The 14728-nt window shown below is 36.2% G+C and carries 17 protein-coding genes and 4 pseudogenes; 3 read left to right on the forward strand and 18 right to left on the reverse strand.

Going from position 1 to position 14728, the window contains the following annotated elements; all coding sequences use genetic code 11:
• Positions 1 to 163 precede the first annotated feature (163 nt).
• Entirely contained in the window at positions 164 to 721 is a 558-nt protein-coding gene (locus MHB62_RS13130; RefSeq protein ID WP_019712552.1) for a GNAT family N-acetyltransferase, read from the forward strand.
• A 489-nt stretch (positions 722 to 1210) separates the two neighbouring features.
• Here the strand turns inward: MHB62_RS13130 and MHB62_RS13135 are convergent, their stop codons facing one another.
• The 15 genes and pseudogenes from MHB62_RS13135 to bltR all read right to left on the reverse strand — a co-directional run bounded on the left by MHB62_RS13135 (position 1211) and on the right by bltR (position 9900).
• Entirely contained in the window at positions 1211 to 1735 is a 525-nt protein-coding gene (locus MHB62_RS13135) for an NAD(P)H-dependent oxidoreductase (RefSeq protein ID WP_003246192.1), read from the reverse strand.
• Between the two features lie 244 nt (positions 1736 to 1979).
• Positions 1980 to 2456: an HXXEE domain-containing protein gene (locus MHB62_RS13140; protein WP_004398792.1), complete on the reverse strand. Its 477-nt coding sequence runs from the start codon at positions 2454 to 2456 to the stop codon at positions 1980 to 1982.
• Positions 2457 to 3038: 582 nt separating this feature from the next.
• A complete protein-coding gene (locus MHB62_RS13145) occupies positions 3039 to 3815 on the reverse strand; it encodes a sulfite exporter TauE/SafE family protein (protein WP_032722199.1) in 777 nt (258 codons plus the stop codon).
• A 59-nt stretch (positions 3816 to 3874) separates the two neighbouring features.
• Entirely contained in the window at positions 3875 to 4102 is a 228-nt protein-coding gene (locus MHB62_RS13150; protein WP_032722201.1) for a sulfurtransferase TusA family protein, read from the reverse strand.
• 33 nt (positions 4103 to 4135) lie between these two features.
• Positions 4136 to 5270 (reverse strand): annotated as a pseudogene (locus MHB62_RS13155) (MBL fold metallo-hydrolase).
• A 32-nt stretch (positions 5271 to 5302) separates the two neighbouring features.
• Positions 5303 to 5601, reverse strand: a pseudogene (locus MHB62_RS13160) (DsrE/DsrF/DrsH-like family protein).
• Between the two features lie 20 nt (positions 5602 to 5621).
• Positions 5622 to 6179: a sulfurtransferase TusA family protein gene (locus tag MHB62_RS13165; protein ID WP_032722205.1), complete on the reverse strand. Its 558-nt coding sequence runs from the start codon at positions 6177 to 6179 to the stop codon at positions 5622 to 5624.
• Between the two features lie 65 nt (positions 6180 to 6244).
• A pseudogene (locus tag MHB62_RS13170) lies at positions 6245 to 6341 on the reverse strand (rhodanese-like domain-containing protein); the annotation flags it as partial.
• A 23-nt stretch (positions 6342 to 6364) separates the two neighbouring features.
• The gene (locus MHB62_RS13175) at positions 6365 to 6847 is read right to left on the reverse strand and encodes a DsrE/DsrF/DrsH-like family protein (RefSeq protein ID WP_015251635.1); all 483 of its coding nucleotides are present in this window, start codon (positions 6845 to 6847) and stop codon (positions 6365 to 6367) included.
• 146 nt (positions 6848 to 6993) lie between these two features.
• A complete protein-coding gene (locus MHB62_RS13180; protein ID WP_003237170.1) occupies positions 6994 to 7254 on the reverse strand; it encodes a metal-sensitive transcriptional regulator in 261 nt (86 codons plus the stop codon).
• A 21-nt stretch (positions 7255 to 7275) separates the two neighbouring features.
• Entirely contained in the window at positions 7276 to 7593 is a 318-nt protein-coding gene (locus tag MHB62_RS13185; RefSeq protein WP_015251633.1) for a hypothetical protein, read from the reverse strand.
• Between the two features lie 383 nt (positions 7594 to 7976).
• Entirely contained in the window at positions 7977 to 8537 is a 561-nt protein-coding gene (locus MHB62_RS13190) for a cupin domain-containing protein (protein WP_015251632.1), read from the reverse strand.
• Between the two features lie 225 nt (positions 8538 to 8762).
• Positions 8763 to 8906, reverse strand: coding sequence for a hypothetical protein (locus tag MHB62_RS13195; RefSeq protein WP_032722385.1), 144 nt, complete (start codon positions 8904 to 8906; stop codon positions 8763 to 8765).
• A pseudogene (locus MHB62_RS13200) lies at positions 8887 to 8997 on the reverse strand (N-acetylmuramoyl-L-alanine amidase); the annotation flags it as partial. The gene MHB62_RS13195 and the pseudogene MHB62_RS13200, both read right to left, overlap by 20 nt.
• Before the next feature lie 81 nt (positions 8998 to 9078).
• On the reverse strand, positions 9079 to 9900 hold the full coding sequence (gene bltR / locus MHB62_RS13205; protein ID WP_014480349.1) for a multidrug efflux transcriptional regulator BltR: 822 nt from the start codon (positions 9898 to 9900) through the stop codon (positions 9079 to 9081).
• 116 nt (positions 9901 to 10016) lie between these two features.
• On the opposite strand from bltR, the gene blt reads away from it, so the two are divergent.
• Both blt and bltD read left to right on the forward strand, forming a co-directional pair.
• Positions 10017 to 11219, forward strand: coding sequence for a multidrug efflux MFS transporter Blt (gene blt / locus MHB62_RS13210; protein WP_019712548.1), 1203 nt, complete (start codon positions 10017 to 10019; stop codon positions 11217 to 11219).
• A 168-nt stretch (positions 11220 to 11387) separates the two neighbouring features.
• The gene (gene bltD, locus MHB62_RS13215) at positions 11388 to 11846 is read left to right on the forward strand and encodes a spermine/spermidine acetyltransferase (protein ID WP_015714357.1); all 459 of its coding nucleotides are present in this window, start codon (positions 11388 to 11390) and stop codon (positions 11844 to 11846) included.
• A gap of 148 nt (positions 11847 to 11994) precedes the next feature.
• Here bltD and MHB62_RS13220 read toward each other — a convergent pair whose 3' ends face one another.
• The 3 genes from MHB62_RS13220 to MHB62_RS13230 form a co-directional block, all read right to left on the reverse strand.
• Positions 11995 to 13299 carry a hemolysin family protein gene (locus MHB62_RS13220; RefSeq protein WP_019712547.1) on the reverse strand — a complete coding sequence of 435 codons (1305 nt, stop codon included), beginning with the start codon at positions 13297 to 13299 and terminating at the stop codon, positions 11995 to 11997.
• Between the two features lie 281 nt (positions 13300 to 13580).
• Positions 13581 to 13724 carry a YrzO family protein gene (locus MHB62_RS13225; RefSeq protein ID WP_014477437.1) on the reverse strand — a complete coding sequence of 48 codons (144 nt, stop codon included), beginning with the start codon at positions 13722 to 13724 and terminating at the stop codon, positions 13581 to 13583.
• Between the two features lie 17 nt (positions 13725 to 13741).
• Positions 13742 to 14707: a DMT family transporter gene (locus MHB62_RS13230; RefSeq protein WP_032722211.1), complete on the reverse strand. Its 966-nt coding sequence runs from the start codon at positions 14705 to 14707 to the stop codon at positions 13742 to 13744.
• Between the last annotated feature and the right edge of the window lie 21 nt (positions 14708 to 14728).

The following is a 14728-nucleotide window of genomic DNA, read 5'->3' on the forward strand; positions in this document are numbered from 1 at the left end:
TACAAAAAGACAGGAGAAAGCTTTTGAAGTATTTTAACGCCAAATTTACCGCGGAAGAAAGAGCGATGGAATCACTTTTTTGTGAAAAGGCCTCGCAGAGCAGCTCGAATGTTTTACTGAACGACTGAACTCTATATTTTAGCAACTGAGGGAGTGAACAATCATGAAAACTAAAAATGAACCAAAAGTTATTCTGGAACTAGCAAAGGAATCTGATCTGCCAGAATTCCAAAAAAAATTACAAGAAGCCTTTGCGATCGCCGTGATTGAAACGTTCGGTGATTGCGAAGATGGGCCGATTCCATCGGACAATGATGTTCAGGAGTCTTTCAATGCTCCCGGAGCAGTGGTATATCATATTCTTCAGGATGGTAAGAATGTCGGTGGTGCAGTAGTACGTATCAACAGCCAAACAAATCATAATTCGCTAAATTTATTCTATGTATCTCCAGAATATCACAGCCAAGGGATTGGTCTTTCTGCTTGGAAAGCCATTGAAGCACAGTATCCGGATACTGTGCTTTGGGAAACCGTGACACCTTATTTCGAAAAGCGAAATATCAACTTCTATGTGAATAAGTGTGGATTTCATATCGTAGAGTTCTACAATGAACATCACTCTGATCCGCATATGCATCGCAATGGACGTGAAAATGACAAGCCCCTACTGAATGATGATGACTTTTTCAGATTTGTAAAGATTATGAAAAAAAAGGACTAAACAATTGAACACGGCGAGATGCCGCAGAGAGTTGCTGGTAACTTTTTTATATTTCATTATCAGAGGAAGGTAATAATGATGTTTAAAAGGTGTTTTGATCCCTGTCTCATAAACAGGGGTCAAAACACCTTTTAATCATCGGTTTCTTTTCTGACATATACCACGCCCACTAGTCCCTCAACATAGTAAAAACATATCATGAGTTACAAAAGCTTTTATTCAAAGCATATGTTTATTTTATTTATACTTATTTTCATCATTTTTCAGAATTCTGGACACAAATCGGGTACCTATTAGAGGCCAAGGAACTCTACATTTCATTAAGAAATCCGTACTCATTGCCCTGCTTTAATTAATTTTAAGCCCTCGCACTATGCCCCCCCTGAATTAAGTATTTGATGTAACTTTGAAATTAAGTTTATGAAAATCTGTCACAAACCCTTATTTCATAACACATCATTTGTTTCAGCTTCCCTCGCGAATACCGGATTAATGCTCGGCTTTAAGATAGTCAACCAATCTCTCCGCACTGTTCTTAACATCTTCTTTTGAAAGATGAAGTGTCCCATATTGTGTAAACGCAGGAAGAAAACGCATTCCTATATAGTTAGCAGTGACTTGAAACGGTCTGATAAGCTCGCTGATCGTGATATTATATTCTCCGCCTGCTTGATAATCAGATTCCTGTGCGCCTAAGGAGATAGCTAAGAGTAGTTCTTTTCCATGCAATTTAGTTCCTCCAGTTCCATAAGCCCAGCCATGTGTTAACACATCATCTTCCCATTGTTTGAGTAACGCGGGACTGCTGTACCAATACATTGGGAACTGAAAAACGATACGCTCATGATCTAACAGGAGCTGCTGCTCTTTTTCTACATCAATGATAAAATTAGGGTATTCACCGTACAGGTCATGAACCGTAATGTCTTTCTCTTGCTTTAAACGATTCATCCAGGTTTTGTTGACAACAGACGTTTCCAAATTAGGATGTATAACGATAACTAATGTTTTCATTAGACTGATTATCCTTTCTTTGCCAATTAGTTATTATTTTTTACGATAATGAATTGATTCTAATTTTAAAATAGCAACTTTATTTACACCTATTTTATCCTTTTTCATGAATTCAGGGCAACTAATTGGGCACCAAAATCAATGATGACTTAAGACATTGTTTTGTAGAAATCCGATATAACAGAATAATCCATTATTTAGAAAATTTCCACCTTTCCCCTCAATCCTTACCAATTTAAACTCATTAAGGAGATACTTTATCACCAACTTTAAATAATAATGGAATAAGTGCTAATAAAATAATTCCTACAACCAACGTAGATATTATTAACTCCTTCCATACAATCAAATTCTTTAAAAACATTTGATAAATAACTAATGAGTTTACTGGAATGTTAAGCAATAAGCCCGTAAGAAGTCCAGGTGCATACTTTTTCATTACAACAGTTGCGATAAGATGTGGAAAAATAGCGTTGATAACCATAGAACCTAGAAAGCCAATGAAAATCCATTTTGCAATATCTGATTCTGGCATATATAAAAAACCAAATGCAGATAAATAAGCCAACATAGTTATAACAATGACAGCAAAATGAAATTCATTTGAAGTTACTGGCTTTTGAAACTTTGAAGATTGTTGTGACCACTCAGGTAACCAAATAGCTTCCTCAATATTATGAAGTGTAATAGCAAAACAAAAAAATGCTACGAAATAAACCACCTATCATTTCCTCCTCGGTGCCACAACCAATATGGTTTGGCAACATTATATTACATTTGAGGCTGATTGGATATGGTGTTAAAAGAGAGAAGAATCTGCCTTAGTAGTTGCTTCTTAATTATATGTGCAATAACGTGTTGTTACGTGGCATGTCATATTCAAATATAATAACTCTAAAGCAAACAAAGATACCTATATAGTTTGGCATCCTCTTTTTTAGTTCGAGTCCCTCTATTTATTTTGGGCACAAAATAGACATAATTTATATTGACTCATTATACCCATCACATACCATACCCCTTAAACCAATCAGGATTAAAATGTTTTAAAAAAGGTGATCAAAGATTAAGTTATGGTCTCTTTTATTTTATGAATGCTGTCTTAATGCAAAACAACACTGGACACCACTAAGTCAAATGCATTTCATGGTACTATAGTCAAGACTTGTCCAAGTCACCATTATCCAAATGAATTTCATCAAACACTTGAAACATTTATTGAACGCGGCCAAGTGTCATAACATTAATAAGAAACCAACGAGTGATGAATCTTTTAATCTTTCATTTTACCCGCTGGCTCATATCAAAGGAGCTCTAACCAAATTTTAATAGCTGTCGCACCTATTAATTGCGCTAAAACCCATTGCAGGAATTTTGTATTTACTTTTTGCCCAACTGATGCACCAATAGGAGATGCAATTAAACTAGCAATCATAAGAACCAGAGCTGGTACAAAAAGAACCTGGCCCGTGATTACTTTTCCAACTGTTGCGCCAATAGATGAAAGAAATGTAATCGCAAGAGATGAAGCGACTGTGATTCTAACAGGAATATTTAAAATCGATAACATAATGGGGACTAGGATAAAGGCGCCGCCAGCTCCTAAAATACCTGATACACCACCTATGATTAACGCTAGGGACGAAGCCAACCATTTATTAAATATCACTTCTTTGTCTTCGCTATGTTCTTGTCCTTTTTTAGGTATCAACATTAAAATAACTGCTAAAATAGCCAGAATTCCGTATATAAAGTTAATTCCTTTTTCAGATATGTAATGAGAAAAGTAACTCCCCAATACACTCCCTAAAAGGATGCTGCTTCCCATGTAAATAATTAATGCTTTATTTAGAAGACCACTCTTACGATAAGCCCAAACACCGCCGAGTGTCGCAAAGAAAACTTGAATAGCCCCTATCCCTGAAACTTCATGGGCAGTTAATGACATCACTCCCACTAAAGAAGGAATGTACAATAGCATTGGATAATTAATAACTGCTCCGCCAATACCAATCATTCCGGAAATAAAGGCACCAATAAACCCTATAATGAAAAGAGTTGTGATAAAGGCAATTTCCACTTTGGTTTCCTCCTTTCAAAGGAAAAGGGTATCTTTTTATTCGATACCCTTTCACATTATTAGCCTTTTTTAATCCAGAATTTAAATACATCACCTTCATCAGTTTGCTCTAAAAGGTCATGCCCGCCTGATTTAGACCAAGCTGCAAGATCACTTTTAGCTCCCTTATCTGTTGCATGCACTTCTAATATTTGACCTGATTCCAGTTCATTCATCGCTTTTTTTGTCCTGACGATTGGCATTGGGCATGCCAGGCCTTTTGCGTCTAATACTTTATCTGATTTCATGTTCATCTCTCCTCTTTTTAATAGAAACTTGTGTTACCGTATTGCACAGCGGTTTGGACCAATCTCCATTTCACGCTGTTTTTCTTCATCTGGGCTGATTTTCCCCATGTTTGTTTCTCGAATCTCTTGGTATGCATTTGGTTGCGGAGGCAAATGATCTGTTACTAGGTGTCTAAATTCTGTTTCATCCGCAATGTTCAAACCATGGTTCTCGCTAAATAATGTACTTAGTTTTTTACCAACACTTCCATCCTCATTTAGCTCGTCAATGATCGTAAAGTGTGCTGGTAATACAATTAAATCCTTTGATAACGCTTTGTAACGGCTATAAAGCGTTTTTCTTAAATCTCCTACCCAATCTTCTGCCATACCGGCTAAGTCTGGTCTGCCAATTGAATCAATAAACAAAATATCACCTGAAAGAAGATACAGATCATCGACAATGAAAGAAGTGGATCCAATCGTGTGCCCCGGAGAATAAATCGGTTGAATTTTAATCGTTGTATTTCCAATGATCATGTCGTTTCCTTCTTCCAACGGCTGATAATCGAATACCACTTCTTCAGCATCTTTAGGCGATAACCAGTAGGTTGCTTTTGTTTTTTCAGCAATGACTCTGCCGCCTGAAATATGGTCCGCGTGAAGATGTGTATCAAATACGTGAGTAATCGTTGCACTCTTCTCCTTCGCAAAATCCATAAAGAAATCTACCATACGTGTCGCATCAATAATTGCTGCTTCACCATTGGAAATGACCATGTATGACAGGCAGCCTTTACCGATTCGAACAAACTGATACATCTCACCGCCATCTTTTAAATCCCCGACTTTTACCGGCTCTAAATGTTCGCTCCATGCTTTCATTCCACCCTTAAGATAGGATACAGAATGACCTGCTTCAGATAGCATTTCGGATACCATGACGGATGAACCTTCTTTTGCACAAACGACCAGCACTTCTTTATCAGAAGGAATTTTCTCCAAGATATCTTCTACGCCATCTAAAAGATCGAAATACGGTATATTTAAATGGTCAAAGTCATGTCCTTCAATCTTCCAATCGTTAAAATCATTTTCATTACGCACATCCAAAATAAATAAAGGTTCTTTGTTAAAGATTTTTTGTGTGACTTCTTTTGCGGTAAGTGCTTGAACGGCCATGTTTCATTTCCTCCCCTATCAAATCTTATTAAGCAGAACTTAAAATGTTAAAGATACATCTGCATCTTTAGCAAAATCTAAAAAGGTAACAGCCCCGCCTACTTCGATTTCCTTCTATAAAATCATCTTTTGTTAAACCCATAACGTCCATCGTCATATGACAACCAATAAATGTAACTCCCATTTCTTGTGCCATTTCAATCAATTCAGGAATAGAAGGCACATTTGCTTTCTTACAACCTTCTGCGACATGTTCTTTTCCTTGTCGCAATATTACAGACTTTATAAGCATCAAACAGACCGCCATTTGCCGCAATAATCGCTACTCTTGTACTTATCTGTTCATCATCCTTTTTATTTATTCTGTTTTACCTGTCCAATCCCGCATACCGGGAACAACATTAATAACCTTTTTAAAACCTTGTTTTTTCATAGTGCGGGCCGCCATTTCACTTCTTCTTCCCGAATGGCAGATAATATAAATTTCATCATTTTCGTTTAATTCGTTAGAGCGCTTTTCCACTTCACCAAGAGGGATATGCACAACTCCAGGGATATGAGCTTTTTCATACTCCTCTATCTCTCGTACATCTAAAATGTTAAGAGACTCGTCACTATCCACTTTCTGTTTGAAAGCTTCTAATGAAATCTCAGGAATTGAAGATGCATTTTCTGATGAATGCTCTCCTCCTTTTCGAAGAAAATGACGAAGTATTTCTCCCTCTGCTTCAGTACCTAGATATTCATGGCCTGTACTTTTTGCCCATGCTTCCAGATCTGCTGTGGAACCTTTATCTGTTGCTTGAATTTCCAATACTTCACCAGCTTTTAAATCCTTCATTCTCTTCTTCGTTTTTACGATAGGCATTGGACACGCCAAACCTTTAGCGTCTAGTACAATAGTTGCTTTCATCATTTTTTCCTCCTTTTTTCATATAGGGGTGGGGGTATATAAATATACAAAAAGTTTCTCACTAGAAGTTAATACCATGTATTCATGCCCCCTTTTATATTTGTGATGTTTTTAAATCCTTGTTTCTTCAATATTTTTACTTGCCTTTAAACTTCTCATTCCGCTTAGCAATGAGTAAATGAGTAGCATTAGATAAATAAGTTGACACTGCCTTCCTCAGCATCTGCCAAATAAGCTGCTACACCAGCATAGTCAATATCATCTAATAGTTCTTTTTCCTGTAAACCAAGAAGATCCATTGTCATCGTACAAGCTACGAGCTTTACCCCCTGTTCTTGAGCCATCTCAATCAACTGAGGCAAAGGAAGTGCATTATGCTTTTTCATCACATTTTTAATCATTTTAGGGCCCATACCTGCAAAGTTCATTTTAGATAAACCCATCTTATCAGCACCACGAGGCATCATCTTTCCAAACATTTTTTCAAGAAATCCTTTTTTCACTGGAATCAGCTCTTCTTTACGTAAAGCGTTTAATCCCCAAAAAGTATGGAAGATCGTCACTTCATGATCGTAGGCAGCTGCACCATTTGCAATAATATAGGCTGCCATTGCCTTATCATAATCCCCGCTAAATAAAACAATTGTTGTGCGTTTTGTTTGTTCTGTCATGTTTATTCCCCCAACTAATTACCCCTGTGGGTATATTAAAGTCAAAAATTTTTTTTTCGAAAGATGCTTTTATTCAACTCTTTAAATACCATAGGGGGTATAATATAACGCATATAAAAATTCGTCAACCTTAGGTTGATGAATTTTTATCGGCTCTTTACCAATAAGTCGACTGCTTCTTTTACTAAATTTTGTGTGTCTTCGCCTTTTTCTAAACTTTCACGAACACAATGTTCAAGGTTTGTGCTCACAATTAAACCCATCGCTCGATCGATCGCATTACGGGAAGCTGCTAATTGGGTCACAACCTCTCTACAATCTTTTCCTTGTTCCATCATAGTCAATACACCTTTAATTTGTCCTTCAATCCGTCGTAAGCGGTTTTTAATCTTTTGATCATACTCCATATATCAATGAAATCCTTTCTTTCATTTATTTTTACATTTACATGTTGCCAGTTCATAACTGTTTACATGGATACCTTTGCGCTTTAGAAAACGCACTCCTAAATTTAATTCCACCTGGTCACGAGCTATTATGTGTATTTTATCACGTGGAATCTCTAAATAAAAACGTTTTAGATACGCATATGGGATGTTTAAAATAATATTATCCGAAAAATTGGGTACATCGTTATAATGGCGAATATCTAATATTGTGATGTCCATAGCCTTTAATTTATCTTTATGGATACAAGAGATTCCGGTTATAGGATAATAACGTCTATACGTTGCAATGATAATCACAAAAATAAGCAGGAATGCAATAACTAAATAATTGATACTACTTACACCACCTTATTAACTCTTTGTTATTCACAAAACAATAATATACCCCCATAGGTATATAGTCAAGTGTGAAAGTTACTTTCTTTGAGCTGATAGATTCATTTCGATATCCGCGGATTGAAAAAATACTTACATTCGATAATGCCAATTCTGCTAAAAGGAACTCGAATAAAGCAATAAGCCGATTTAATTTTAAATCGGCTTTATTTATCAATTACTTAAAATTAGCACAAGACACGCTGCTTGGATATTAAATGGGGTTTCATTAGCATGGTACTGGTTCCCCATGTTTCATGCTGAATGTGACTTTAATTATTCTAGAATTCTGCAGAATATCTGTGCTAATCTTCCGCAGCCACTGCATCTGCTTTGGTTTCATGAACTGTACCAAATGGATGGTTAGGAGGAGCATAAATGGAGTAAAGTTTTAATGGCGTATTTCCTGTATTAATTACGTTGTGCCAAGTGCCGGCAGGGACAACAATGGCAGAATCATCATATACATTTCTTTGAAAGTTCAAATGATCTTTACTCTTTCCCATTTTGACGATCCCACGCCCCTGCTCAATCCGTAAGAACTGGTCAACGTTAGGATGGATTTCCAAACCAATGTCTTCTCCAATACCAAGACTCATCAAAGTCACTTGAAAATGCTTTCCTGTCCATAAAGCAGTACGGAACGTATTGTTTTGTTTTGTGGCTCTATTGATATTTACAACAAATGGTTTTGGTCCATAATCCTTCAAAAGAAGGTTTCTATCTTCATATGAAGAGCGCAAATCGGCACCTCTGTGTACGTTCTCCATCTCATTTGGAATAGTCCAATAAACAGATCTTCCGTCATTATACATCGGCACAGTCACATAATAATAACATTGAGGCGAAAAAGGGTTATAGTACATTTTTTGATCCCCGCAATTATAAATTTTTGTGATAGTATCCTATGCATTTATTAAGGGAGTGTGCTAAATCAAGAAAACTCATATTAAACACAAAAATGAATGTTCGATCACCGTTTGATTCATGGATGAATAATTTATCACCGACCTTGTAATCGTTTTCTGGATGTTGAATTTCACTAGCCTTTGTTAACAAGACATCGAATGACACCTTTATATGATGGATTATCAAAGGTCGACGATCCTAAATGGCTTTTGAACATTTACATAGCACAACAACAGAGTATACGGAATTCTGTTGTTTGTCCCCCCTATCCCAGCTCTTTTAGATTTATCTCTTTGGATGCGCCTTGATGGCCAGCTTTTCAGCAGCGTAGTATTTAGCGCCTCCTGAATCGTTATAGCATATTTCAACGCCGATAGACTTGCGGTTCCCAGTGCCGTTTGTACCGTCACCTGTATGTGGGCTCGCTTTTAGTAAACCAGTTTATATTCTTTTTGGGCACACAATAGAAGCAATTTTTCATATGAAAATTTCGTAATCTTACACCTCTTTAACTTGAAGGAGGATTTTTGCATATGTATTTTCATACCCGTCAACTACCATCTCATCCAGCATATATTCCTCATATGCATTTTCCCCTATTTGCATTCCATTTCTTTCAATGAACTCAATGATTCTCCGGTACGCCTCTTCAGTATTTCCGCCTATTTCATATCCAACTGCATACAGGCCTTTTGGCCGTACATGATAATTTATGTTCTCTGCCCCATCTTTTACTTTTATATAAAAGTAACTGTAATTGTAGAAGTCTTTTTCTAAGATTTGTTCCCGTGCAAAGATTCCGCCTATCGGATATCCTTCATCTAATTCATATTGCTGAACTTCATGAATGAGTTCTGAAATGGCTGCCACATATTTTCGTTCTGGTAAGTTTAATGTTTTTCGGCTTAACATGAATGTTTCTTCATTTAAATATTCAAAAGAAATTGAGGAAAAATCAGTCTCAAGTGCTTGTTCTGTAAGCGTCACTTTTGTTTGTAAGATCGTTTGCAACTGCTTAAGCTCATTTATTTTTTTATCAATCTCAATAGACTTTTCTTTTAGAACATGCAGGATCTTGTCTGGTGTTTTTCCTTTTATTAGACACTTTATTTCTTTTAATGGAACCCCAAGCTCTTTAAATAGACTGATGACTTGAAAAATCTCAAATTGATGATAGGAATAATATCTATACCCATTTTCTTTTTTTATTTCCGGCGAGAAAAGACCAATCTCATCATAATGAAATAAGGTTTGTTTTTTTACACGGCAGAGCTTCGAAAACTCCCCTGTTGTGAAATACTTCTTAACATCTTCGCTCATAAAAACCTCCTTGACTATACGGTAACCATATACCTTATGATTTGATTGTACTTGAAAAAAGCTTCAAGCGAAAAGGATAGGTAAAAAGGGTTCAATTGAGTAAAAGGGGAATTCAGATGAAAAAATCAATAAATGAGCAAAAAACGATATTCATTATACTATTAAGCAACATCTTCGTAGCATTTCTTGGTATCGGTTTAATCATTCCAGTTATGCCTTCTTTTATGAAAATCATGCATTTATCCGGCAGCACAATGGGTTATCTTGTTGCGGCTTTTGCCATTTCTCAGTTAATTACTTCACCTTTTGCAGGTAGGTGGGTTGACCGTTTCGGGAGAAAAAAAATGATTATTCTCGGGTTGCTTATATTCAGTTTATCTGAGTTGATTTTCGGATTAGGGACCCATGTTTCAATATTTTATTTCTCGAGGATATTGGGTGGTGTAAGTGCGGCTTTTATCATGCCCGCGGTAACAGCATATGTAGCTGATATTACAACCCTAAAGGAAAGGTCAAAGGCTATGGGGTATGTTTCTGCTGCAATTAGCACCGGCTTTATTATTGGACCTGGTGCGGGAGGATTTATTGCCGGCTTTGGCATCCGCATGCCGTTTTTCTTCGCCTCCGCCATCGCGTTAATAGCAGCTGTCACTTCCGTTTTTATACTAAAAGAGTCATTGTCGATAGAAGAACGCCATCAACTCTCATCTCATACAAAGGAATCAAATTTCATTAAAGACTTGAAGAGATCCATTCACCCTGTCTATTTCATTGCATTTATTATCGTCTTTGTAATGGCTTTTGGTTTATCAGCTTATGAAACGGTATTCAGCTTGTTTTCTAATCATAAATTTGGCTTCACACCAAAAGATATTGCAGCCATTATTACGATTAGCTCCATTGTTGCGGTAGTTATTCAAGTTTTACTATTCGGGAAATTGGTCAACAAACTTGGAGAGAAAAGAATGATTCAGCTGTGCTTAATAACCGGTGCGATCTTGGCTTTCGTGTCTACTGTTATGTCAGGATTTTTAACTGTTTTGCTTGTAACTTGTTTTATTTTTCTGGCGTTCGATTTGCTACGTCCGGCCTTAACCGCTCATTTATCCAATATGGCCAGTAACCAGCAGGGTTTCGTAGCAGGCATGAACTCCACATACACCAGCCTGGGAAATATATTTGGACCTGCTCTAGGCGGTATACTATTTGATCTTAACATTCATTATCCTTTCCTTTTTGCAGGTTTCGTTATGATTGTCGGCCTTGGTCTTACAATGGTTTGGAAAGAAAAAAAGAATGATGCTGCAGCTTTGAATTAATTCATTTTCTATAAAGTCAAGTCATTTGGATGCAGGGAATGCCCCTGGTTAGGCACAATAAGAAAAGGTACTTAATATGATAGGCTACATGTTGCTTGACGTGAATATAGTTTAAGCTGAGTTTTAGCAATATCAGGATACCGGGATAAGAAAAAAGGAGAATGTAGTATGAGTATAAAAATAAAAGGAGTAACTGATGATAATCGTGCTGCAATTCTTGATCTACATGTCAGCCAGAATCAATTATCATATATTGAATCTACAAAAATATGTTTAGAGGATGCAAACGAATGTCACTATTATAAACCTGTCGGGCTTTACTATGAAGGAGATCTAGTCGGTTTTGCAATGTATGGATTGTTTCCCGAGTATGATGAAGATAATAAAAACGGACGAGTCTGGCTTGACCGATTTTTTATTGACGAACGCTATCAGGGAAAAGGATTAGGGAAGAAAATGCTTAAAGCCCTCATTCAGCACCTTGCTGAGCTATATAAATGCAAAAGAATTTATTTAAGTATATTTGAAAATAATATTCATGCTATACGCCTTTATCAAAGGTTTGGTTTTCAATTTAATGGTGAACTCGACTTTAATGGTGAGAAGGTAATGGTAAAAGAGCTATAGATATCCAAGCCTCCTTGTTTGCTGAGAAACGTTTGAACTTCGATAATGATTACCTACTTAAACTGCAAGTTAAAAAAGCCTGGATGAAAATTTCATCTCAGGCTTTAAGCATCTTATTAGTCAAAATCTCATGTGTTTTATCCAGATGTTATTCTTTTTTCCAGACAATTTCTAAATAATTAATATGCCGGCCAACTGTTTTGTACACTTTAAAAATATACCCATCGGCTTCTATAACGGACCCAACTGCAGCGTCTATTTGTTGAGTCATAAACCAGCCGCCTATTGTATCCACTTCGTCACTTGCTAACGTCGTTCCCAATAAATCATTTACATCTTCAATGAGCACTTTCGAATCTAAGATATAGTGATTATCATTTACTTTTCTAATATTAGGCACTTCATCTTTATCAAATTCATCTCTGATTTCCCCGACAATTTCTTCAAGAATATCTTCAGCAGTGACTAAACCTGAAGTTCCGCCATATTCATCCACAAGAATAGCGATATGTGTTCGCTCTTTTTGCATTTTTACCAATAAATCATGAATTGGAACGGATTCAATAACATGGATAACAGGGTTGATATGATTTTCTAACTTGAAATCCTCTTTTATCTTCTGGTCTGTGTCAATATAAGCTGACAAGAATTCTTTAGCATTGATAAAACCAATGATTGAATCTTTATCTCCATTTAGGACTGGGTACCTTGTATAACTCTCTGTCTTAATGGTCTTAACAATAGTTTCATAAGAATCCTCACTAGAAATCGCTACGATCTCTCTTCTCGGAATCATAATTTCTTTGGCGATTCTTTCATCAAATTCAAAAATATTATTTACATATTTCAACTCATTTTGATTGATTTCACCGCTCTTATAGCTTTCAGACAGTAAGATGCGCAGTTCTTCTTCAGAATGAGCAAGTTCATGTTCTGATGCAGGTTTCAAACCGAAGAGTCCTACTATAAACCGGGCTGAACCATTTAAAAACCATATAAAAGGGAACAGGATGCGGTAAAACCAAATAATTGGCTTTGCAGTCAAAAGAGTGATGGTTTCCGCTTTTTGGATAGCGAGTGTTTTAGGAGCAAGTTCTCCAACTACAACGTGCAAAAAAGTCGCCATCACAAAAGCAATCACTAAGATCAATACATGTGAGACTGTTTCACTTACATGAAAATGAGCAAATAAGGGGTGCAAAATCACTTCAAAAGTCGATTCTCCAACCCAGCCAATTCCCAACGCTGTAACCGTGATCCCTAATTGACAAGCTGACAAATATTCGTCCAAATGAGTAATGACCTTTTTGGCTGATACGGCACCTTTTTTTCCCTCTAATATGAGTTGGTCAATTTTTGATGACCTGATCTTTACTATCGCAAATTCAGTCGCAACAAAAAATGCTGTTAAGACAATTAAAATAGTAAAGATTATAAGGTTAATGGTTGTCAATGATTTGCCTTACCTAGTAAGGCGTACACCTCCGATATAAATATTTATTTTTATAACCCGTTTTTTCTGAATAAACAAAAAACAGCATATATAACATTATAAGTTCAAAAGAACCTAAAATCAACTCTGAATGATGTAAATAATCATCTTTTTCCGTATGGAGAGTGGTTCCCGTAGTATTCAACTAGCGATTGGTGACGTTTTAAGACTTAAAATAGAAAGCAAAATAAAAACACACCTGAATTTTCTGGTGTGTTTCAATAATATCCAACCGTCTTGATTTATTTAATGTCTTTATTAAGGTTTTCTTTTAAAATTTGAATCAATTCCGCCTGTTGCTTTATATTTTTGCGGCCATTTCTATTAATTGCAGCAAGTTCACAGACAATTCCAGCTGAAATGAAAAACAATAAACCTTCAAACATTTTAAATCCCCCACCGTCTAAGTGATAGTCAAATTTGTTTTTTCTTTTTGTAATACCTGCTTATAATCTTCCTTACGCTGATATATGTTATTTAAAATGAGTCCAATAATGACAAACAGTGTTCCTACTATATCAAATGCAGTTATGTTATATCCTTTGATCACCATGATTAACAATGTAGTAATGGGGACAAAGTTAATAAATAAAATCCCGTTAATGGATGATAGGATTTTAATGCCATAGTTCCAACTAAGGAGGGCTATGATACCTGGTAAAGTAATCATAAATAAAAAATCATACTTAATTGCTGCAATCACTTTAATACTCGGTACCGACACGTAACCTTGCGCGGTAAGTATAGCTGTCATGATTCCTGTTATAGCTGTGCCGAATAAACATGTCAAAGTTGAATAACGAAGTGTGGACCACTCTCGGAATATCTGTCCCCCCATTGTGTAGACAACCCACCCTAAAACACCAATGAATATAAAGAGTAGCGAGAATAGATGATCCCCCAATAAAAAAAAGAAACTTATATTACCTTTGGTTATGACCATCGAAGCCCCCAAAAAGGCAATCAATATACTGATCATTGTGTATTTTTTAGGTTTCACATGTTTATATCCCCATAGAATAACAATTGAAAGCATTGGCATGAGTGCCTCGGCAATGGATGCTGTCATAATTCCAGACTTCCCCATCAACCTTTGACCTAAAAAAATAAGAACATTGTATACAGTAAACGCCATCACCCCAAATAAAATGATCCATTTTGCTTTACCCTCTAAATGAAATGATTTTTTTCCTTCTCTCACCAATAATAAAATCACTAACATAATCGTTACCACACCGTAGCGAATAAATGAAAAATAAAACGGATCAATAAATTCTAATGCATGATCTGCAACTGGAAACATCGCGCCCCAAGACATACTTGCTACTAAACATGTAAGGGCACCAATGAATAATTGACTTTTTTTCATTGAATTCCCCTCCTTTTCTTT

Origin of the sequence: Bacillus sp. FSL K6-0255 (assembly GCF_045040725.1) — a bacterium.
GTDB lineage: Bacteria > Bacillota > Bacilli > Bacillales > Bacillaceae > Bacillus > Bacillus subtilis.